The 20,937-nt window shown below is 70.1% G+C and carries 22 protein-coding genes and 2 other RNA genes; 8 read left to right on the top strand and 16 right to left on the bottom strand.

Annotated features, from left to right (window positions below):
- Positions 1-367 precede the first annotated feature (367 nt).
- From rnpB to C8P66_RS08925, 6 genes are all read right to left on the bottom strand, one after another.
- Positions 368-787, bottom strand: an RNA gene (gene rnpB / locus C8P66_RS08950) — RNase P RNA component class A.
- A 35-nt stretch (positions 788-822) separates the two neighbouring features.
- Entirely contained in the window at positions 823-1,209 is a 387-nt protein-coding gene (locus C8P66_RS08945; protein ID WP_111397899.1) for a VOC family protein, read from the bottom strand.
- A 20-nt stretch (positions 1,210-1,229) separates the two neighbouring features.
- Entirely contained in the window at positions 1,230-1,907 is a 678-nt protein-coding gene (locus tag C8P66_RS08940) for an N-acetylmuramoyl-L-alanine amidase (RefSeq protein WP_111397898.1), read from the bottom strand.
- Entirely contained in the window at positions 1,907-3,481 is a 1,575-nt protein-coding gene (locus C8P66_RS08935) for a GMC family oxidoreductase (RefSeq protein ID WP_111397897.1), read from the bottom strand. Before C8P66_RS08935 ends, C8P66_RS08940 begins: the two co-directional genes overlap by 1 nt.
- Positions 3,482-3,499: 18 nt before the next feature.
- Positions 3,500-4,258, bottom strand: a complete 759-nt coding sequence (locus tag C8P66_RS08930) for a TerB family tellurite resistance protein (protein WP_111397896.1) — start codon at positions 4,256-4,258, stop codon at positions 3,500-3,502.
- A gap of 371 nt (positions 4,259-4,629) precedes the next feature.
- The gene (locus C8P66_RS08925) at positions 4,630-5,142 is read right to left on the bottom strand and encodes a winged helix DNA-binding protein (RefSeq protein WP_245903346.1); all 513 of its coding nucleotides are present in this window, start codon (positions 5,140-5,142) and stop codon (positions 4,630-4,632) included.
- Positions 5,143-5,210: 68 nt separating this feature from the next.
- On the opposite strand from C8P66_RS08925, the gene C8P66_RS08920 reads away from it, so the two are divergent.
- From C8P66_RS08920 to mazF, 4 genes are all read left to right on the top strand, one after another.
- A complete protein-coding gene (locus C8P66_RS08920; RefSeq protein WP_111397894.1) occupies positions 5,211-8,828 on the top strand; it encodes a hydantoinase B/oxoprolinase family protein in 3,618 nt (1,205 codons plus the stop codon).
- A 73-nt stretch (positions 8,829-8,901) separates the two neighbouring features.
- The gene (locus C8P66_RS08915; protein ID WP_158537171.1) at positions 8,902-11,739 is read left to right on the top strand and encodes an AsmA family protein; all 2,838 of its coding nucleotides are present in this window, start codon (positions 8,902-8,904) and stop codon (positions 11,737-11,739) included.
- Between the two features lie 52 nt (positions 11,740-11,791).
- Positions 11,792-12,034, top strand: a complete 243-nt coding sequence (locus tag C8P66_RS08910) for an AbrB/MazE/SpoVT family DNA-binding domain-containing protein (RefSeq protein ID WP_111397892.1) — start codon at positions 11,792-11,794, stop codon at positions 12,032-12,034.
- A complete protein-coding gene (gene mazF, locus C8P66_RS08905) occupies positions 12,031-12,366 on the top strand; it encodes an endoribonuclease MazF (RefSeq protein ID WP_111397891.1) in 336 nt (111 codons plus the stop codon). The genes C8P66_RS08910 and mazF overlap by 4 nt, the downstream gene beginning before the upstream one ends.
- Here mazF and C8P66_RS08900 read toward each other — a convergent pair whose 3' ends face one another.
- The 8 genes from C8P66_RS08900 to ssrA form a co-directional block, all read right to left on the bottom strand.
- Entirely contained in the window at positions 12,367-12,576 is a 210-nt protein-coding gene (locus C8P66_RS08900; protein WP_111397890.1) for a ribbon-helix-helix domain-containing protein, read from the bottom strand.
- The gene (locus C8P66_RS08895) at positions 12,576-13,961 is read right to left on the bottom strand and encodes a class II fumarate hydratase (RefSeq protein WP_111397889.1); all 1,386 of its coding nucleotides are present in this window, start codon (positions 13,959-13,961) and stop codon (positions 12,576-12,578) included. Before C8P66_RS08895 ends, C8P66_RS08900 begins: the two co-directional genes overlap by 1 nt.
- 24 nt (positions 13,962-13,985) lie before the next feature.
- Positions 13,986-14,393: a VOC family protein gene (locus C8P66_RS08890; protein ID WP_111397888.1), complete on the bottom strand. Its 408-nt coding sequence runs from the start codon at positions 14,391-14,393 to the stop codon at positions 13,986-13,988.
- Positions 14,393-14,785, bottom strand: a complete 393-nt coding sequence (locus tag C8P66_RS08885) for a RidA family protein (RefSeq protein ID WP_111397887.1) — start codon at positions 14,783-14,785, stop codon at positions 14,393-14,395. The genes C8P66_RS08890 and C8P66_RS08885 overlap by 1 nt, the downstream gene beginning before the upstream one ends.
- On the bottom strand, positions 14,785-15,009 hold the full coding sequence (locus C8P66_RS08880) for a hypothetical protein (protein ID WP_111397886.1): 225 nt from the start codon (positions 15,007-15,009) through the stop codon (positions 14,785-14,787). The genes C8P66_RS08885 and C8P66_RS08880 overlap by 1 nt, the downstream gene beginning before the upstream one ends.
- Positions 15,010-15,014: 5 nt before the next feature.
- Positions 15,015-16,676, bottom strand: coding sequence for a fumarate hydratase (locus C8P66_RS08875; protein WP_111397885.1), 1,662 nt, complete (start codon positions 16,674-16,676; stop codon positions 15,015-15,017).
- A 102-nt stretch (positions 16,677-16,778) separates the two neighbouring features.
- The gene (locus C8P66_RS08870; protein ID WP_111397884.1) at positions 16,779-17,288 is read right to left on the bottom strand and encodes an SspB family protein; all 510 of its coding nucleotides are present in this window, start codon (positions 17,286-17,288) and stop codon (positions 16,779-16,781) included.
- A gap of 47 nt (positions 17,289-17,335) precedes the next feature.
- Positions 17,336-17,661, bottom strand: a transfer-messenger RNA (tmRNA) gene (ssrA, locus tag C8P66_RS08865).
- A 14-nt stretch (positions 17,662-17,675) separates the two neighbouring features.
- On the opposite strand from ssrA, the gene C8P66_RS08860 reads away from it, so the two are divergent.
- Positions 17,676-18,143, top strand: a complete 468-nt coding sequence (locus C8P66_RS08860; protein WP_158537170.1) for a hypothetical protein — start codon at positions 17,676-17,678, stop codon at positions 18,141-18,143.
- A 214-nt stretch (positions 18,144-18,357) separates the two neighbouring features.
- Here C8P66_RS08860 and C8P66_RS08855 read toward each other — a convergent pair whose 3' ends face one another.
- Positions 18,358-19,035 (bottom strand): S24 family peptidase, encoded by a 678-nt coding sequence (locus tag C8P66_RS08855; RefSeq protein WP_158537169.1) that lies wholly within the window; start codon positions 19,033-19,035, stop codon positions 18,358-18,360.
- A gap of 250 nt (positions 19,036-19,285) precedes the next feature.
- Between C8P66_RS08855 and C8P66_RS24810 the strand changes: the two genes are divergently transcribed.
- Genes C8P66_RS24810 through C8P66_RS08840 form a run of 3 tightly spaced genes read left to right on the top strand, consistent with a single transcriptional unit; the run spans position 19,286 to position 20,711 of the window.
- Positions 19,286-19,594: a helix-turn-helix domain-containing protein gene (locus C8P66_RS24810; RefSeq protein ID WP_111397881.1), complete on the top strand. Its 309-nt coding sequence runs from the start codon at positions 19,286-19,288 to the stop codon at positions 19,592-19,594.
- A complete protein-coding gene (locus C8P66_RS08845; protein ID WP_158537168.1) occupies positions 19,591-20,442 on the top strand; it encodes a ParB N-terminal domain-containing protein in 852 nt (283 codons plus the stop codon). Before C8P66_RS24810 ends, C8P66_RS08845 begins: the two co-directional genes overlap by 4 nt.
- Positions 20,439-20,711, top strand: a complete 273-nt coding sequence (locus C8P66_RS08840; protein WP_111397879.1) for a hypothetical protein — start codon at positions 20,439-20,441, stop codon at positions 20,709-20,711. The genes C8P66_RS08845 and C8P66_RS08840 overlap by 4 nt, the downstream gene beginning before the upstream one ends.
- Before the next feature lie 34 nt (positions 20,712-20,745).
- Here the strand turns inward: C8P66_RS08840 and C8P66_RS08835 are convergent, their stop codons facing one another.
- Complete coding sequence (locus C8P66_RS08835; RefSeq protein ID WP_146422776.1) at positions 20,746-20,928, bottom strand: hypothetical protein; 183 nt, start codon at positions 20,926-20,928, stop codon at positions 20,746-20,748.
- Positions 20,929-20,937 lie beyond the last annotated feature (9 nt).

The raw sequence follows: 20,937 nt of genomic DNA, 5'->3' as shown, positions 1-20,937 counted from the left end.
CGGCCCGGTCAGGGGCGGTGTTGTGAGGGAAACGCGTCATGTTCCGGCGCCCCCTCCCCTGGTTGGCTTGGCCTGATCGGAGCGGCCGGCAAGGCCCCCCGACCCTGCCGGCTCGCCCGACCCACCCGTCTGATCGGAGACCCCTCACCCCCCTGAGTACTGGGTCTCTCGCGGGTGGACATGGGATAGCATGGGTGGATTTGGGCAACCAAGGGTTGTTAACGCCTTCGGGTGGGATTTTATAATTCGTGAAGAAGTGACACGAACAAACAACGAACAATTGTCACGCGCGCGTGACCTCACTTCAACATTCGATAAGACGCGGCCCCGCAACGCGGGGAGCCTTGGTCAATACTATCGGGTAAAAGGTGCCAGGCGGCCGATAAGCCGGGTTCTGTCACGCCCTTGCGGGCGCGGACGACCATTCCTCTGGAGCCTGCGTCACCGCAGGCTTCACGCGGCCAACCCGGGCGGCGGGTTGAAAGGCCCCTGGCGTCCGGTGGATCGCTCCGCCTCGGCCCGGCCGCCCCTATTCGGCCTTGCTCCCGGTGGGGTTTGCCGTGCCGCCCCCGTTGCCGGGGGCGCGGTGGGCTTTTGCCCCACCGTTTCACCCATGCCTGGAGGGGTCACCCCGTAAGGGGTCGCCCGTCCGGGCGGTTTGTTTTCTGTGGCACTTTCCCTGAGGTTTGACCCTCGCCGGCCGTTGGCCGGCACCGTCCTTCCATGGAGCCCGGACTTTCCTCCGACCGGGGATCGCTCCCCGGCCCGCGGTCGTCTGGCCACCTGGCACCGCGCGGGGGATGCGCGCCTGGGCCGGTCAGGTCAAGCCGGTGTGTGGCAGACCGCCTCGATGTTGTTGCCGTCGGGGTCGAAGACGAAGGCGGCGTAGTAGTTCGGGTGGTAATGCGGGCGAAGCCCCGGCCCGCCATTGTCGCGGCCGCCCGCCGCCAGCGCCGCCGCATGAAAGGCATCGACCGCAGCCCGCGTGGTCGCGGTGAAGGCGACATGGATGGGACCGGAGGCGGCGGCGCCACCGCTGACCCAGAAGAACGGCTTGCCCGCGGTGCCGAGGCCGAGATGGGCGTGACCGCCGGTTTCTTCCGCCGTCACCTCCATCTCGACGCCGATGCCGAGCGGCGGCAGGGCTGCGAGGTAGAAGCGCCTGGAGCGCTCCAGGTCGGATACGACAAGGCCAATGTGGTCCAGCATCGGAGTGCTCCCTCTCGGCCTCAGCCTGCGGCAACCGCCTTCGCCCGCGCAAGCGTGCCGGCATCGGCGCGGCCATCGACCCGCTCCGCGCGCCAATGGCGTTGGAAGGCGGTGAAGAGCACCGCATCGGGCAGATCCTGGCGATAGCCGATGGCGGCCAGCAGCGCGCGTAATTCGGCCGGATCGGCCGGCGCCGGATCATCGCCCGCCACGCCGGCGGGAAACCGGCCGACGCCGTTCTCCGCCAGCCCCTGCCAGTCGAACAACTCCCCCGGGTCGCGTTTCCGATCCGGCGAGACGTCCGAATGGGCCACCACATTGCGCGCCGGGATCGGGTGGCGGGACAGGATCTCCAGGCACAGGTCGCAGACCGCCGCCATCTGCAAGGCGGGGAAGGGGCGGTAGCCGCAGGAATGGCCGGGGTTCACGACCTCGATGCCGATGCTGCGGCCGTTCAACTGCTCATGCCCGCGCCAATGGGAGATGCCGGCGTGCCAGGCGCGGCGCTCCTCCGGCACCAGGTGGAAGACGGTGCCATCCTCCTCGACCACGTAATGCGCCGAGACCTTCGCCTGCGGGTCGCGCAGCCGGGCGATGGCCGCGGCCCCGGTCATCATGTCGGTGTAGTGCAGGATCAGCACATCCACCGGCGCGTCGCGTTCGTCGTGGTTCGGGCTCGGGGCCTCGATGCGGCGCATCACCGGCGCGCCTCGGCCCGCATCCGCCGCGCCAGCGCCTCGCCGATCATCACGCAGGTGAAGTGCAGATTGGCGCGGCAATCCGTCGGCATGATCGAGGCATCGGCGACGCGCAGCCCCTCGACGCCGCGCACCTTCAATTCCGGGTCCAGCACGCCGCGCTGGTCCTCATAGGCCGTCATGCGGCAGGTGCCGGCGGCGTGCTGGATGTCGCTCGCCTCGCGCAGCATGATGTCGTCCAGCGCGTCATCCTCAAGGGCCGCCGCCCGCGCCATCGAGAGGCCGCTGTCGCCGAAGGTGATCGCGGCGGCGATCTCCGCCAGCGGCGCCAGCGCGGTCAGCGCCGCCAGCCGCCGCACCCCGTCGCGCAGCCGCAGCCGGTCGCGCGGATCGGCCAGCATGTTCTCCTCGACCTCCGGCTGGGCCTCGGGGTCGGCCGAGACCAGCCGCAACGCCCCGCGCGAAAACGCGTCGTAGAGCGCGACCCCCACCGCGCCATCGCTCGCCGGCCCGCCATCGGGCGTCAGGCCGCGATGATTGTAGGCGATCATGATCATGTCCCGCTCGCCACCGCCGCCGAGGCCGCTGCTATAGGTCAGGCAGCAATTGGTGTGGCGCGCATCGGCGCCTTGCGCCCGGAAGCCGGGCTTCAGCGCCATGCTGGCGCGCAGGATCGGATGGTCCATCAGGTTCTGCCCGACGCCGGGCAGATCCTTCACCACCGGGATGCCGAGCCCCGCCAGCGCCGCCGCCGGGCCGATCCCCGAGCGCATCAGCATCGCCGGGCTATGGATGGCGCCGGCGCAGAGCACCACCTCGCGCGCCGCGATCTCCTGCCACGCGCCATCCAGCCGGACCCGCACGCCGCGCGCCCGCTTGCCGTCGAACAGCACCCGGTCCACCAGCGCGCCGCCGCGGATGGTCAGGTTTGCCCGCCCCCGCGCCGGTTCCAGGTAGCCGTCATTGGTCGTCACCCGCAGCCCGTCGCGCAGGTTGATCGGGTTGCAGGAGACGCCCTCGCCCTCCGGCGCGTTCAGATCCGCCTTCCAGGGATAGCCCGCCGCCAGCGCCGCATCGCGCAGCCCGAGATCGACCGCGCCCCATTCCGCGACCGGCATGCGATAGACCGGCAGCGGCCCCCCCTGGCGGATGCCGGGGGCGGTGCCGGTTTCGGCGTCATCCTCGATGGCGTCGTAGATCGGCATCACATCCTCGGCCGACCAGCCCTCGCAGCCGAACTCCGCCCAGGCGTCGAAGGCCGCCGGCACGCCGCGGATGGCGATCTGCGCATTGACGGTGGACGACCCGCCCATGGCCTTGCCGCGCCAGTAGAAGCGCGGCGCCTGCACCGCGGTCCGCCGCGTCATCAGCCCGGGCCATTGCCAGGCCGCCTGATGCGCTGGGTCATGCATGAAGGGGATGATGTTGGCGCTGCGCAGCGCCGCCGGCGCCTCGGCCGCGCGCCAGTCCCGCCCGGCCTCCAGCAGCAGCACGCGGCGGTGCCCATCCTCCGACAGCCGCGCGGCAAGCGGCGCGCCGGCCGAGCCGGCACCGACCACGATCACATCATACATCGGCCTAAAGCCCCCGTTCTAAAGCCCCCGGGCCCGCTTGATCCGGTCCCATGCCGCATTGATCTCCGCGACCTTGTCCGTCGCCCGCTTGGCGAAGGCCTCGGGCACCCCCCGCGCGGCCAGGCTGTCCGGGTGGTGGTCGCGCATCAGGGCGCGCCAGGCGGCGCGGACCTCGCTATCCGGGGCATCCTCCCGCACGCCCAGCACGGCATAGGGGTCCACCTTGTCCACCTCATGCCGCTGCCCGGCGACATAGCCCCGCAGCGCGCGTTCCCAGGCCGCGGCCTCCAGCCCGAAGCGGGCATGGACGGTGCCGAGGAACTCCAGCTCCGACCGCGTCGGCGGCCCATCGGCGCGGGCGATGGCGAAGAGCGCGTGCAGCACATCCTCCAGCATCACCTTGTTGTCGCGGAAGGCCTGGCCGAGGCGCTGGGCGAAGGGCTCGTAGCCCGTCGCATTCTCCCGCGCCTGGTCGAACAGCCGCCCGACCTCGCGCAGATTCTCCTCCGGGATGCGGAACTGGGCGCGGAAGGCGGCGATCTCCGACCGCTTCACCGGCCCGTCCACCTTGGCGAGCTTGGCCGAGAGCACCACCACCGAGACGGCGAACAGCGTCTCCTTGTTGCCCAGCATCGCGGTCAGGTCCGCCGCGCGCGGCATGCCCCCCATGGCCCCGGTATCGGCGGCATGCCCGAGCGATGCCCCCATGACGGCGCCGGCCGGCCCGCCCATGAGGAAACCCGCCGCCCCCCCGATGATCTTGCCCCAGATGCTCAAGCTGCTTCGGTTCCGTAGTGTCGCGGTCACATGTGGTACGCAGAGAGCGCGGGGCAGCGCGACCGCTGAATCCCCTTACTGCCTTACCATCTTACGCCCTTACCGATCTTGCTAGGGAGGGGGGCGGCCGTCGCAGCCCCAATCTAGCCCGCCCCGGCGCCGCCGTGGTGCGAGAAGTTTCGGGGGGGGGCGGGCGCGGTTTGCCGAAATGCCGGGCGCGCCCTACAGCCGGCGCGGGACAGGGGGGCAAGCACATGCTGTTGGATCAGGCGCTGGAATGGATCGCGCAGAATCGGACCGGGATGGTCATCCTGGTGTCGGTGATGATGATCACGCTTTGGCTGCGGCGGCGGCGGTAGCCGCGCGGCCGCCTACAGCGTCACCGCCGCCCTTGCCGCCTGGTCATAGGCCCCGGCCAGCGCCCGCAGGATCGCTGCCGCCTCACTGAGCGACTGCGCCGCCGGCCCGCCCGCCGCCACCGTCTCCGCCAGCAGCGCCTCCCGCACCTCGGCGTAGCGCGCGCACAGCGCCTGGCCGGCGGCGGTTGCCGTGACCAGCGATTCCTTGCCCACGCGGGCCGTCTCAACCAACCCCAGCCCCGCCAGCTTGCGCACGGCATAGACCACGAGGTGCTGGTCCTCGATCCCGAGCACCAGCCCGATCTCCGCCAGCCGCTTCGGCCGGTCGCGGTGGTGCACGGTATGCAGCACCAGCACATCCGTCGCCGAAAGCCCCGGCTGCCCGGCTGCCGCCATGCAGCGGATGATCCAGCGGTTGAAGGCGTGGCCGGCCAGCAGCAGCCCGTATTCGGCCTCCGACAAGGCCGGCGCGCTGCCGGCGGCCAGATGCGCTGAGGAGACGATACTGACGGGGGAACCGGCCATGCGACAACGTTGACGAATCATCGGTAAATCGTCAAGGTTTTGCCGCACCGACCCGAAGGACCCCGCCCATGGCTGCCACGCTTCCCGCCTCCTGGCAGTTCTGGATCGATCGCGGCGGCACCTTCACGGACATCGTCGCCCGCGCCCCGGATGGGACGCTCTCCACCGCCAAGCTGCTCAGCGAGGACCCGACCCGGAACTCCGATGCCGCCGTCGCCGGCATCCGCCGCATCCTCGGCCTGGCCGAGGGCGCCCCGATCCCGGAGGGGCTGATCGAGGCGGTGAAGATGGGCACCACGGTCGCGACCAACGCCCTGCTGGAACGCCGCGGCGAGCGGGTGCTGCTGCTGACCAACCGCGGCTTTGGCGACCTGCCGCGCATCGGCAACCAGGCCCGGCCGCGCCTGTTCGACCTGGATGTGAAACTGCCCTCGCTGCTGCATGAGACGGTGGCCGAGATCGGCGGCCGCATCGGCCCCGATGGCGCCGAGATCGAGCCGCTGGACGAGGTTTCGGCCCGCGCCGCGCTGACGGCCGCCTTCGCCGATGGCATCCGCGCCGTCGCCATCGTCTTCCTGCACGCCTGGGCCTTCCCGGACCACGAGACCCGCATCGGCGCCATCGCCCGCGAGATCGGCTTTTCGCAGGTCACGCTGTCGCATGAGGCCTCGCCGCTGCCGCGCATCGTGCCGCGCGGGGATACGGCGGTGGTGGATGCCTATCTCTCGCCGATCCTGCGCCGCTACGTCGATCAGGTCGCGGCCGAGCTGCCGGGCGTGTCGCTGCTGTTCATGCAATCCTCCGGCGCGCTCGCGGATTCCCGCGCCTTCCAGGGCAAGGATGCGATCCTCTCCGGCCCGGCCGGCGGCATCGTGGGGGCCGCGCGCACTGCCGCCATGGGCGGGTTCGACAAGATCATCGGCTTTGACATGGGCGGCACCAGCACCGATGTCGCGCTCTACGCCGGCACCTATGAACGCGCCTTCGAGACCACGGTCGCCGGGGTGCGGATGCGTGCGCCGATGATGGCGATCAACACCGTCGCGGCCGGCGGCGGCAGCATCCTGCATTTCGACGGCGCCCGGTTCCGCGTCGGCCCGGACAGCGCCGGCGCCGTCCCTGGCCCCGCCTGCTACCGCCGTGGCGGGCCGCTGACCGTGACCGATGCGAATGTGATGCTCGGCAAGGTGCAGCCCGCGCACTTTCCGTCCCTGTTCGGCCCGCATGGCGACCAGCCGCTGGATGCCGAGGTGGTGGCCCAAAAATTCACGGCCCTGGCCGCCGAGATCGGCGTCGCCACCGGCACCCCGGCCCCCGACCCCCGTGACGTCGCCGAGGGGTTTCTGCGCATCGCCGTCGCCAATATGGCCGCCGCGATCCGTCAGGTTTCGCTCCAGAAGGGCCATGACGCCGCGCGCCATGCGCTCGCCTGCTTCGGCGGCGCGGGCGGGCAGCATGCCTGCCTCGTTGCCGATGAACTCGGTATGGAGGCGGTGTTCCTGCACCCCTTCGCCGGCGTGCTCTCGGCCTACGGCATGGGTCTCGCCGACCAGGGCGTGATCCGCGAGGCCGCCGTCGAGCATCCGTTGGCCGCCGCCATGCCGCTGCTGCCCGCCATCTTTGCCAGGCTGGAGGAGGAAGGCCGCGCCGCCTTGCTCGCCCAGGGCGCCGACCCCGAAAAACTGGTCGCGCATCGCCGCCTGCATCTGCGTTACGCCGGCACCGATGCCGTGCTGGTGCTGGATGAGGCCGGGGATGCCGCCGCGCTGGACGCCGCCTTCACCGCCCAGCACCGCGCCCGTTTCGGCTTCGCCAGCCCCGGCCGCGCCGTGGTGGTCGAGGCCGCGGTGGTCGAGACCGTGCTGCCTGGCGATGCCGTGAACGAACCCGTGCTGCCCCCCCGCCCGGCCGGCGAGGCGCCGCAAAAACTGGGCGAGGTCGCGATCTTCACCGCCGGCGCCGCGCATGCCGCCCCGGTCTTCGACCGCGACACCCTGCTGGCCGGCGACCGGCTGGATGGCCCCGCGCTGGTGCGCGAGGCGAATGCCACCACCATCATCGAACCCGGCTGGCAGGCCGAGGTCACCGCCGCCAACCACATGATCCTCCGCAAGATCGGCGCCTCGGCGGCGTTGCGGGTGGCCGATCCCTCGCGCCCGGACCCGGTGCTGCTGGAGCTGTTCAACAACCTCTTCATGGCGATCGCCGAGGAAACCGGCGCCGTCCTGCAAAACACCAGCCAGAGCGTGAACATCAAGGAGCGGCTGGATTTCTCCTGCGCCATCTTCGATGCGACCGGCGCGCTGGTCGCCAATGCGCCGCATGTGCCGGTGCATCTGGGCGCCATGGGCCAGAGCGTGCGCACCGTCATCGACAGCCGGGGCACGACGCTGCGGCCGGGCGATGCGGTGGCGCTGAACAACCCGTTCAACGGCGGCACGCATCTGCCCGACATCACCGTCATCACCCCGGTTTTCGATGCGGCCGGCAAAACCATCCTGTTCTACACCGGCTCGCGCGGGCACCACGCCGATATCGGCGGGCTGACCCCCGGCTCGACGCCGCCGCTGTCCAGGACGCTGGAGGAAGAGGGCGTCGTCATCGACGACTTCCTGCTCGTCGAGCAGGGGCATTTCCGCGAGGTGGAGTTCCGCGCCTTGCTCTCCGGCGCCCGCTACCCGGCGCGCAGCCCGGATGTGAACGTCGCCGACATCAAGGCGCAGGTCGCGGCGAACGAGACCGGCGCCCAGGCGCTGCGCCGGGCCGTCGCCGACTGGGGGCTGCCGGTGGTGCGGGCCTATATGGGCCATGTCATGGACAATGCGGAGGAAAGCGTCCGCCGCGTGCTCGACCGGCTCAAGGACGGCAGCTTCGCGACCACGCTGGATGACGGCACGCCGTTGTGCGTCGCCGTGCGGGTGGATCGCGCCACACGCTCCGCCACGGTCGATTTCACCGGCACCGGCGCGCAAAGGCCGGGGAACTTCAACGCCCCGGCGGCGGTCTGCCGGGCGGTGGTGCTGTATTGCTTCCGCACCTTGGTCGGCGGCGACCTGCCGCTGAACGATGGCTGCCTGAAGCCGCTGACGCTGATCGTGCCGCAGGGCTCGTTCCTGTCGCCGCTGCCGGGGGCGGCGGTGGTCGCGGGCAATACCGAGATCAGCCAAGTCACCTGCAACGCGCTGCTCGCCGCTTTGGACGCCTGCGCCAGCGCGCAGGCGACGATGAACAACATCCTCTTCGGCGATGATGAGGTGCAGTATTACGAGACCGTCTGCGGCGGCACCGGCGCCGGCCCCGGCTTTGACGGCACCGGGCCGGTGCAGACGCATATGACCAATACCCGCATGACCGACCCCGAAATCCTGGAAATGCGCTACCCGGTGCGGCTGGAGGAATTCTCCATCCGCCGCGGCTCGGGGGGCGCGGGCGAGTGGCACGGCGGCGATGGCTGCCGCCGTCGCATCCGCTTCCTCAAGCCGATGCAGGCGATCGTGGTCGCGAGCCGGCGCGAGGTGCCCCCCCACGGGCTGCATGGCGGCGCCGATGGCGCGCCGGGGCGGCAATGGGTCGAGCGGCTGGATGGCAGCATCGAACCCATGGGCGGCCGCGACCAGGCGATGCTGGCGGCCGGCGAGGTCTTCGGGCTGGAAACCCCGGGCGGCGGCGGCTGGGGCAAGGCCTGACCGGCCTCTGAGCGCAAGGCTTCTCTGGCTTAAGGCTTGCGTCGCGCCCGGCGGGGTGCTTCCCGTCGAAGCAATGCTACGCACCCTCCTCGCCCTTGCCGCCGCCGCTTTGATGCTGCTCGGGATCGTGTGGGGTGCGCCGCGGCTGCTGGATTGGGAACGCTGGCGGCCGGAGATCGCCGCCATCGCCACCCAGCGCCTCGGCCGGCCGGTCACCATCGAGGGGCCGATCCGCCTCGTGCTGCTGCCCCAGCCGACGATCGAGGCCGCCGGCATCTCCATCGGCGGGCCGGGCGAGGACCTCGCCCTCACCGCCAATGTGCTGCGCATGCGGGTGGCGCTGCCGGCCTTGCTCGCCAACCGCATCCAGCCGCGCGAGATCGTGCTGGCCGGCGCCGAGCTGACCCTGGCCTGGCCGCCGAGCAGCGTCTCAGCCTTCCGCGCCCCCGCCTGGCTGACGGTGATCGAGGCGCGGATCGAGGATGGCCGCCTGCGGATCGGCGACCTCGTGCTGGATGGCTTCGCCGGTCAGCTCAGCTCCGGCGGTGCCGCCGATGCGTTGCGCTTCGAGGGCCGCTTCGCCTGGCGCGGCCTGCCGGTGCGCTTCGGCGCGACGCTCGGCCGCGCCGGCTGGGATGCGGTGGCGCCGTTGGAGGTCTCGCTTTCGGCCGCCGGCGCGGGGCTGCGGGCGGTCGGCGTGTTGCAGCCGGAGGGCGGCTTCGAGGGCCGGGTCGAGGCCTCCGGGCCGGATCTGTCGGCGCTGGTGCCGGCCCCCGCCGGGCCGTTCCGTGCCACCGGGCGCTTCGTCGCGGGCGGCGATCTGATGGCGCTGGAGGATCTGGCGCTCGACCTGCAAGGCGCGCCGGCGCGGGGGGCGGTGGCCTTGCGCCTTGCGCCCCAGCCGCGGCTGGATCTGGCGCTGGCCGCCGCCCGGCTGGATCTGGATGCCTGGGGGGCGGCGTTGCTGGCCTCGGGGCCGCGCGGGCTGCCGCTGTCGGTCGACCTCTCGGCCGAGGCCGCGACCTTCCGCGGCATCGCGTTGCGCCGCCTGCGCGGCGCCGCCTTCATGGAGGGCGAGCGGCTGAGCCTCTCCGATGTCTCGGCGCTGCTGCCCGGGGATGCGGAGGTCGAGATCGCCGGGGCCAGTGCCGCGACCCGGCTGGAACTCTCGGTGCGCTTCACCGCGCCGGATCTGCGCAGCACGCTGGACGCGCTCAGGGCCCCGGTGGGCGCCACCGACCCGGCGCGGCTGCGCGAGGCGAGCGGGCGGTTCCGGCTGGTGCTGGAGGATGGCCAGGTCTCGATCCCCGAGCTGACCGCCGTGGTCGATGGCACCCGCCTCTCGGGGGCCGGGCTGTTCCGTGGCGGGGCGCGGCCGGCGATCGGGCTCGGGCTGACGCTGGACCGGCTGTCGCTGGACGGGCTGCTGCCCGAGGGCTGGGACCTCGGCACCTGGCGCCAGGCGCTGGCGGGCTTCGATGCCAATCTGCGGCTGGAGGCCGGGCGGCTGGACTGGTGGGGCAGGAGGCTCGACCGCGTGGCCCTCGACCTCGCGCTGGAACAGGGGCGGCTGACCCTGCGGCGCGGCACCGGGCGGCTGGGGGAGGCGGATGCGACCGCCTCGGGCAGCTTTACCCTGGCGCCCACGCCGCGCTTCGCCGATTTGTCGCTGGAGGTTTCGGCCAGCTCGGCGGTGGGGGTGCTGGCGCTGGTGCCGGGCACCTGGCCGGATGGCACACCGCTCGCCCAGCTTCCGCTGCGGCTGACGATCACCGGCGGCGGGCCGGGCGAGGGGCTGGTGCTGCGTGCCGCGGGCGAACTCGGCGAGGTCCGCGCCGAGACGCAGGTGACCCTGGACCTGCCGGCGCTGAAGGCGAGCGGTGCGGTGACCCTGCGCCACCCCGGCGCGCCCCGGCTGCTGACCGAGGCCTTCGGCCCCGAGGGCACGCGCTGGCTGGGGGAGGGCTCGATCTCGGTGGTCGCGCAGGGCAGCATCGGCGCCACCGGGATCACGGCGGAGCGGCTGGATGTGGTGGCGGGCGAGCTGCGGGTCTCCGGCCAGGGGGGGCTGGCGCTGAGCGGGCCGCGCCCGAAGCTGACCGGGCGGGTGACGGTCGAGCGCCTGCCGCTGCCTGGCCCCGCCCCCCGCAGCCGCGTGCCGCTGCCGCTGCGGGCCCTGGCCGGCTGGGATGCCGATGTCGCCTGGCGCGCCCAGCGGATCGAGGCCCCGGGCCTGCCGGTGGTGGAGCAGGCGCAGGGCCAGTTCAGCCTCGGCGACAGCGTCGCGGTGATCGAGATGAGGGAGGGCCGCGTCGCCGGGGGCAGCCTCAGCGGCAGCCTGCGGCTGGAGGCCGGGCTCGCCCCCCGCGTGCTGCTGGAGGGCAGGCTCAGTGGCGCGGCGATCTCGGGGCCGCTGTTCGACCTGCCGGTGGATATCTCCGCGGGGCGGCTGGAGGGCGAGCTGCATCTGGAAGGCCGGGGCAGCGCGCCGGCCGCCCTGCTCTCGACCCTGAGCGGCACCGCGCGGATGGGGGTGTCCTCGGGCGTGCTGACTGGCTTCGACGTGCCGGCGGTGGCCGCCGCGGCCCGGCTGCCGGACCAGGAGGAGGCGGCGGTCGGGCTCAGGCGCGGGTTGCTGACCGGGGCGACGACGCTGGAGCGCCTGGACGCCGGGCTGACCATCACCGCCGGGCGCGGGGCGCTGACCGATGCGGGGCTGGTGGCCGAGGGCGGGGCCGTCGCGCGCTTCACGGGCGATGTGGATCTGGCGCGGGGGACGGTGGACATGCAGGTCTCGGTGCCGCCAGGGGAGGGGCCGCCGGTGGTGCTGCGCCTGACCGGGCCGGGGGGATCGGCGACGCGGATCCCGGAGATTTCGGCCTGGACGCGGTGGCGGGTGGAGCAGAATTAGGATGTATCGACAATGTTGACACAAAGGCCGCGACTGCATTAGCCTCCGCGCCATGAAGGTCTTCGTGAAGAAATGGGGCAACAGCGCCTCGGTGCGCATCCCGGCCGCGGTGATGACGGCGGCCCATCTGTCGCTGGATCAGGCCGTCGAGGTCCGGGAGGACGGCGGCCGCATCATCATCGAGCCAGTGCCGGAGGCGGCGTTTGACCTCGCAGCACTGGTCGAGGGCATCACGGACGCGAACCGGCATGACGCGGTCGATTTCGGGCCTGCCGTCGGCCGTGAGGTTTGGTGAAGGCGCCAGCCTATGTGCCGGATGCCGGGGATATCGTCTGGCTCCAGTTCGACCCCCAGGCTGGGCATGAGCAGGCCGGGCACCGCCCGGCCCTGGTGCTGAGCCCCGCCGCCTATAACGGCAAGACCGGGCTGATGATCTGCTGCCCGCTGACGACGAGGATCAAGGGCTACCCCTTCGAGGTGCCGATCGCGGGAAATCCGCCCAGCGTGGTGCTGGCGGATCAGGTGAAGAGCCTCGACTGGCGGGCGCGGCAGGCAGCGCGCAAGGGGCGCGTGAGCGTCGCGGAACTCGGGCAGGTTCGGGGGAAGCTGCGGGCGCTGGTGGGGTAGCTACCCCCCCAACGCCGCCACCCGCAACGCCGACGCCAGCGGCACCCCCGCTTCCGCCCTTGCCGCATCCACCTCCGCCACCAGCGCGACCAGGCTCACCCGCCGCGCCACCGCCAGCCGCTCCAGCGCCGCCCAGAACGCCGGCTCCAGTGCCACCGAGGTGCGGTGGCCCGCGAGGCTCAGGCTGCGCTTCTCCAGATGCGCGGCCATCACCCCTCCAGCGTCGCCCCCGGGCGCAGCATGTCGGCGGGCTTCACCCAGTCGTCGAACTGCTCGGCGGTGACATGGCCGAGGCGGATCGCCGCCTCCTTCAGCGTGATGTCCTCGGCCAGCGCGAGCTTGCCGATGGCGACCGCGCGATCGTAGCCGATGCGCGGGTTCAGCGCCGTGACCAGCATCAGCGACTTGGCGAGGTTCTCCGCGATGCGGGTCCGGTTCGGCTCCAGCTTGTCGATCATGTGGGCTGCGAAGGAGCGCGCCGCATCGCCCAGCAGCCGCACCGATTGCAGCACCGACTGGATGATGACCGGCTTGAACACGTTCAGCTCCAGATGCCCCTGGGCGCCGGCGATGGTCACCGTGGTCTGGTTGCCCATCACCTGGGCGCAGACCATGGACAGCGCCTCGGACTGCGTCGGGTTGGTCTTGCCCGGCATGATGGAGGAGGAGAGCCCGTCGGCGGGGATGATGAATTCCGCGATGCCGGCGCGCGGGCCGGAGCCGAGCAGCCGCACATCATTGGCGATCTTGTTCAGCGACACCGCCAGCACGTTCAGCATGCCATGCAGTTCGACGAAGACATCATGCGCGGCCATACCCTCCGACGGGTTGGGGTTGGCGGTGAAGGGCAGCCCGGTCAGGGCCGCGACGCGCCCGGCGAAGCGCGCGGCGAAATCGGCATGGGTGTTCAGCCCGCTGCCCGCCGCCGTCCCGCCCTGCGGCAGGCGCAGCAGGCGGGGCAGCACATCCCGCACCCGGTCCTGCCCCAGCCTGACCTGATCCGCCCAGGTCGCCAGCGCCGAGCCGAGCGTGACCGGCACCGCATCCATCATATGGGTGCGGGCGACCTTGATGATGCCGGACCACTCCTCCGCCCGGCGCTCCAGCGCGGCCTGCAACAGCGCGAGGCTGGGCAGCAGATCCGCCGTCACCGCCTCGGCGGCCGCGACATGCATCACGGTCGGGAAGCTGTCGTTGGAGGATTGCCCGCGATTCACATGGTCGTTCGGATGCACCTTGGTCCCGAGGCTGCGGGAGGCGAGGCGGGCGATCACCTCATTGGCGTTCATGTTGGTCTGGGTGCCGCTGCCGGTCTGCCAGATCGGCAGCGGGAATTGCGCATCATGCCGCCCATCGGCGACCTCGGCCGCCGCCTGCGCGATGGCGGCAGCCAGCGGTTCCGGCAATTGCCCGAGGCTGGCATTGGCCTCGGCCGCCGCCTGCTTCTGCAAGCCCAGCGCCCGCAGCAGGCGCCGGGGAAACCGTTCGCTGCCGATCGCGAAGAGCAGCCGGGCGCGTTCGGTCTGCGGCCCCCACAGCGCCTCGGCGTCGATCTCGATGCTGCCGAGGCTGTCGGTTTCGGTGCGTGTGGTCATGGTCTGGGCCCTCCGTCGGGGAGGTTACGCGCTGGCCTCGCCATAGGTTGAGATCTCGATGAGATTCCCGTCCGGATCGCGGCAGTAGCAGGAGGTGAGGACACCCAGCGCCCCCGCCTTGGGTGCGGGGCCGAGGATGACCTCCACGCCCACGCCGCGCAGATGCGCCGCCACCTGGTCCGCCTGCATGGTCACGATGAAGCAGAGGTCCTGGGCGCCAGGGGCCGCGCCATCGCCGGAGAACCACTCATCCTGGGTCACGGTCGCGGGGCGCAGATTGAGCTTCTGGCCGCCGAAGCGCATCGCCAGCCGGTCATGGGGCCCGAACACCTCGCGCTCCATGCCCAGCACCCGCTCATACCAATTGGCCGAGACTTCGACGTTGCGGCAGGTGATGACCAGATGATCCAGGCGATCGACGGAAAAACGCATCAGGCTGGGTCCTTTTGGGGGAGGCGGGCGGTGACCTCGATCTCGATGCGGATGGCCGGGGTCAGCAGGCCGGCGTGGATCAGCGTCGCGGCCGGGCGGGCCTTGTGGAAGCGGGCGCGGATCACCGGCCAGCAGGGCTCCCAATCCGCGCGCTCGGGGACGATGAAGAAGACGCGCACCACATCATCCAGCGAGGCGCCGGCCTCGGCCAAGGCGGCGGCGATGTTGTCGAAGGCCTGTTCGCATTGCGCGACCACATCATCCTGGATGCTCATGGTCGCGTAATCATAGCCGGTGGTGCCGGAGACCCAGACATGGTCGCCATCCACCACGGCGCGGGAATAGCCGATCTCCTCCTCGAAGCGGGAGCCGGAGGAGATGAGGCGGCGCATCAGGGTTCGTCGACCAGATAGGCATCGACCTCGCCGCCAACCTGGTTCTCGGCATCCAGCGGCCAGAGGAAGACGTTGCGGACGACGAAGACGCGTTCGTCATCGACCTCCGCCAGCAGATGGTCACCGACCACCGGCATCCGCGCGAAGAGTTTCGGACGCGGGTCGAGGCCGGGGATTTCGGCGCCGAAGCGGTCGTGACACCAGAGCTGAACCTTGACCATGGCGCTCACTCCAACCCCTCGTAAAAATCATTGCCCTTGTCATCGACCACGATGAAGGCCGGGAAATCCTCGACCTCGATCTTCCACACCGCCTCCATGCCGAGTTCGGGGTATTCCAGCACCTCGACCTTGCGGATGCAGTCCTGGGCCAGGCGGGCGGCGGGGCCGCCGACCGAGCCGAGGTAGAAGCCGCCATAGGTCTTGCAGGCGTTCAGCACCGCCTTGCTGCGATTGCCCTTGGCCAGCATGACCAGCGAGCCGCCGGCGGCCTGGAAGGCCTCCACATAGCTGTCCATCCGCCCCGCTGTGGTCGGCCCGAAGCTGCCGGTGGCGAAGCCCTGCGGCGTCTTGGCCGGGCCCGCGTAATACACCGGGTGGTCCTTGAGGTATTGCGGCAGGCCGAGCCCCGCATCCAGCCGCTCCTGCAGCTTGGCATGCGCGATGTCGCGGGCGACGACGATGGTGCCGGTCAGCGACACGCGGGTTTTTACGGGGTGCCTGGTCAGTTCCGCGCGGATTTCCGCCATCGGCCGGTTGAGGTCGATCTTGACCACATCCCCGCCCAGGATGTCCTCGGTGTGTTCCGGCAGATACTGCGCCGGGTCGTGCTCCAACTGTTCCAGGAACACGCCATCCTTGGTGATCTTGGCCTTGATCTGGCGGTCGGCGGAGCAGGACACGCCGATGCCGATGGGCAGGGAGGCGCCATGGCGCGGCAGCCGCACCACCCGCACGTCATGGCAGAAATACTTGCCGCCGAATTGCGCGCCGATGCCGTTGTGCTGGGTCAGCGCCAGCACGTCCCGCTCCAGATCGAGGTCCCGAAACGCATGGCCGGCCATGGAGCCCTCGGTCGGCAGCGCATCCAGCCATTTGGTGCTGCCGAGCTTCACGGTTTTCAGCGTGGTCTCGGCCGAGGTGCCGCCGATCACGATGGAGAGGTGGTAGGGCGGGCAGGCGCTGGTCCCCAGCGTCTTGATTTTCTCATCCAGGAAGGCGAGCAGCTTGGGCCGGTTCAGCACCGCCCGCGTCTGCTGGTAGAGGAAGGTCTTGTTGGCCGAACCGCCGCCCTTCAGCACGAACATCAGATGGAATTCATCGGCGTGGTGCTCGCCGGGCTGGGCCAGGATGTCGAATTGCACCGGCAGGTTGTCGCCGGTGTTCTTCTCCTCGAACATCGTGATCGGGGCCATCTGGCTGTAGCGCAGGTTGGTTTCGGTATAGGTGCGGTGGACGCCGTAGCTCAGCGCCTCCTCCTCATCGCCCTCGACCCAGACGCGCTGGCCCTTCTTGCCGAAGACGATGGCGGTGCCGGTGTCCTGGCACATCGGCAGCACGCCGCCGGCGGCGATATTGGCGTTCTTCAGCAGGTCCAGCGCCACGAAACGGTCGTTGGGGGAGGCCTCGGGGTCGTCCAGGATCTTCCGAAGCTGCGCCAGATGGGCGGGGCGGAGGAGGTGGGAGACTTCCTTGCAGGCCACCAGCGCGAGCTCTTCGAGCGCCCGGGGGGCGATCTTCAGGACCGTCTTGCCCTCGACCTCGATGGAGGAAACGCCCTCGATCGGCAGGCGGCGGTAGGGGGTCGGGTCCTCGCCAAGCGGGAACATCGGGGAATAGCGGAAGGTGTCGGGCCGGGCGGCGGCGACGGTATCCAGCGGCGGGGTCATGAGCGGCGGCTCCCTACTCGGATGGCTGGGGCTGGATGTAGCCCCTGCCTCGCGCCGGGTCACGCCCCGCCGCCGCGGGATGCGTGCCGAAAACGGCGCTGCCTAATCCTGCCGGCGGCGGAAGGCGTCGAGCTGCACCACCTGCGGGCCCGTATCCGGGACGACGGGCTCGGGGGTCACGGCTTCCACCTCCGGCGGGGTGTCCATCGGCGCGACGGCCGCGGCGCCCTCGGCCCCGCCGAAGCGCAGCCCGATGCGGACATAAGGGTCCCAGAAGGCGGTGATGGCGGCGAAGGGCATCACCAGCGTCGAGGGCACCTGGCCGAAGGAGAGCCCGACCGAGACGGTGCGCGCCGCCCGATCGACCTTCAGATCCCAGAACTGGTGCTGCAGGACGATGGTCATTTCCTGCGGGTAGCGGGCGCGCAGATGCGCGGGCACCGCGACGCCGGGCATGTCCGTGCGGAAGGTGATGTAGAAATGGTGCTCGCCCGGCATGCCAAAGGCCGCGGCATGGTCCAGGGCGCGCAGCATCACTTCGCGCGTCGCCTCCTCCGTCCACTGCTCATAGGGCAGGAGGCTTTCGACCGTACCGTGCTCGTCCTGGCCCATTCCAACAGCACCCCAAGCCATAGCCTCCGCGTCCGGATGGCTGAAAGAGTGGGGGGCTTCTGTTGCCCGGTGCCCCCCGAACCGCGCTTACCTATTCCTAGGCAGCGAGCGCCACAGCCTCACGGCTGTTATCGTTGGCACTTGTGAATGGCCCATTGCGGCGGAGCCATACCGAACGAAAACTACGTCTTTACCGCGCGTGTCGAACCTGTGTCGCCCCCACATCCCACCCCCGATAAAGGGTGCGGTTTGCTGGTGGAGGCGCCGGGCACTGCCCCCGGGTCCACAACGCTTATGCCACGTAGCGTTTATCGCCATAGCCGGACGAACCGGCACAGCTGATATAGCATGACTTTGTCAAAGATCGAGTGGTCAGGGAGCGTGCCGGTGCAGTGTCTTTTCGTGCATCAGAACTTCCCCGGCCAATACCGGCATCTGGCCCCGGCGCTGGCCGCGCGGCCGGGGGTGCGCGTCACCGGCCTTGGCGAGAATCCCGGCCCGTCCCTGCCTGGGGTCACACATCTGCGTTACGGCAAGCCCGATGGGGCGGGGGAGGCGACGCATCGCTATCTGCGCCGCACCGAGGCCTATATCCGCCGCGGCCAGGCCGTGGCCCGGGCCGCCCAGGCCCTGCAACGCCAGGGGCTGCGCCCGGACGTCATCTGCGTGCATCCGGGCTGGGGCGAGGGGCTGTTCCTGCGCGACGTGTTCCCCGATGCCAAAATCCTGTTCTACTGGGAATATTTCTACGGCACGCCCGGCGGCGACACCGGCTTCGACCCGGCCAATGCCACGAGCGGGCTGGATGAGGCCGCCAGCGTGCGCGTCCAGAACACCGCTGAGACCGGACACTGAGTCTTGCACTTGCCGGGATGAACCGGGATCGGCCGGGATTGCACGGGATACCCTTATATAAATTGGATTTTTGGTGATTTCGCCGGAACGTGGCCGGGACAGCCGATCTTGCACCTTCGGGTCCGAGGGACAGCCGAATTTGCACTTTGGCCTCCGACCATGAAGGGCGCCTGAGGAACCTTCCAGGCGTCTCTTAAAATTCCTGAGACCACCCTCAGCCCGCCATGGCGCGGCTCTGCCAGACCACCTGGCCGATGATGCGCAGGCGCTCGGCGCCGCCCGGAGCGACGGATTCGGGAGGGTAGTTCGGGTTGTCGCTGACCAGGATGATACTGCCGTCGATGCGAAGTTGGACCCGTTTCACCAGGAGGTTTCCGGCCGTCTCGATGACATAGATCCTGCCGTTGCGCAGGTCCCGCGCCGCGGTGTCGAGCAGGAGCAGGTCACCGTCGCTGATTGTCGGTTCCATGCTGTCTCCGGCCGCATCGACGATCACCAGACCATGCGGAGACCGGCCTATAACCTGCCTTATCCAGATTTCCGGGAACGGCAGACCAAGCAATTCGACCTCTTCTGGATGAGGGTTGCCGGCGCCGGCTGAGGCGCGCGCCGCGTAGCGAGGGATGACATGAATGGCCGCCGCTTCATGCGCTGGTGGCTGCGCAGTGGGTGCTTCCAGGTCCCTCTCGTGCATGGGCCCGACGCCAGTGGCGAGCCACTCGACCCGGACACCAGTTGCGGCGGCAAGAGCGACCATGGCGGCTGCCTTCATGTCTCGGCCGCTCATATAATTGTTCAGGGTAGGCGTTGGCATCTCAGCGCGCTGGGCCACCCGGTGGTTGCCGCCCGCGGCTTGAACCGCCTTGCGCAGCCTCTGCGTGCGCAGATCCACTTCCGAGTTAACGCTCGGAACTCGGAACTCGCGATCGTTATCCGTTTGGACCATAAATACCGCACAAATCCATTTGTTTTCAATAGTCTATCCATTCAGGTGCCCGATTGAGGCCAAAGGCTAACTCGGAAGTCCTTTTCGGGTTCACAGCCCTTGCGTTCGGGTTATCCATTCGGATATCCTGCCGACACATTGCCCCACACCCCCGAGCCGATGGCGCGCGGGGCGGGCCATCGGGAGCAGGGGCGGAATGGCGGAGCCAGGCTGGCATCGGGAGGACATCAAGGCCGCGTTGGTGAAACGCTTTGGCCCGGTGACCGCCCTATCGGAGGCTTGGGGATGGGAGAAATCGGCCATCAGCCGAACGCTCCGTGGCTCCCGCCGCCGCCGCCCCGTCGAACTCCGCATCGCCGAAGCGCTGGGGATCCCGCCGGAGGTCCTGTGGCCCGACCGCTGGCCCTCCCCCGAAGGGAAACGCCGGCGCCCGAACTCCGTCATCGCCCAGGACACTAGCCGGGGGCGGCCAGATTCGCATCGTCAGAAATCGGAGGCCGCGTGAACGTCCTATCCATTCCCTTGGCCGACATAGAGATCGGGGAGCGGCTGCGGCCGATCAATCCGGCATTCGTGGAGCTGGTGGCCGCCAGCATGGCCGAACGGGGGCAGGACACCCCGATTCGGGTCACGGCGCAGCCAAATGGGAAATACACGCTGATCGCCGGCGCCCATCGGGTCGTGGCCGCGCTCCAACTGGGCTGGAACACGATCAACGCCATCCCCTTTGAGGGCGATGAACACGCCGCCAAGCTGTTGGAGATCGACGAGAACCTGATGCGACAGGAGCTGTCGGCGCTGGATCGCGCCGCCTTCCTGGCCGAGCGGCAGCGTATCTATCAGCTCCAGCACCCTCCCGAAAAGGGCGGAGACCGGCGGTCAAAGAAGGCCCGCGATCAAAGCGAAGCGCGTTTCGCTTTGATGCGCCCCGGCAGCTTCACACGGGAAACCGCGGCCAAGCTGGGCCTGAGCCAGCGCCTCATCCAGATGAGCATTGCCCGCGTCACCGGGCTGGCGCCTGGGCTGCGGGAGCGGCTGGCCACGCATCCGGTCTCGCAGTCGGGGCGCGATCTCGACCGGCTGATCGAACTGAACCAGGGCCTGCAGACGCAGGTCGCCGAGGAATTGCTGCATCCCGACCGTCCCGCAAAGACCGTCAATGCGGCGCTGGCGCGTCTGCGTGGCGCCGATGCCGAGGTGGACCCGACCGAGGCGCAATACGCGCGGTTCCTGGCGATCTGGGACGGCCCCAAGACCACGACGGCGGCCAAGCAGCGCATCATGGATCGGGTCGCGGCGGACATCCGGGCGACGCTGCTGGCCGGCCGACACGCCGGTAAAGCCGGCGAATGACCGCGTGCAAGGATTGCGGCTTCGCCGCCGCGCTGATCGCCGCGCCGAGCGATGGCTACGCCATGCTGGTGCCGCTGTGCCTGCGGAACTGCCGGGGCACCACCGACAATGGCATTGCGATGCCGCCGCCCCCACGGGCCTGGGGCCAGGCGCCGCGGCGCGCGATCGGCTGGTGGCGCTGGGTCCGCGGCGTCGCGCTCGTGCTCCTGCTGTGCGCGGGGTTGGTGTCCTGGCTGGCGCTGGCCGAGATCGTCTGGGGCGACGCATGACGAAGGCGGGGCGCATCAGGGGCTTCCAGCCAGGTCACAGCAGGCCCTTTAGAGCACGATGCGCCTTTGCTGGATCGCCCATCCCCGACGTTGATGGCTCAATCGGTGCCAGCAGATCCATCGCCTCCCGTATGAGGCGGGTCCTGTCTTCGGCCGCAAGGGCGCCGGCGGCTACCAAGCGCAGGATAAGCATTTCCAGCAGCACGAAGGCGGCCAAGCCTACGCC

It is taken from the genome of Humitalea rosea (assembly GCF_003253705.1).
Lineage (GTDB): Bacteria > Pseudomonadota > Alphaproteobacteria > Acetobacterales > Acetobacteraceae > Humitalea > Humitalea rosea.
Note: the sequence above shows the minus strand (reverse complement) of the source record. Positions and strands in the feature narration are given on the sequence as shown.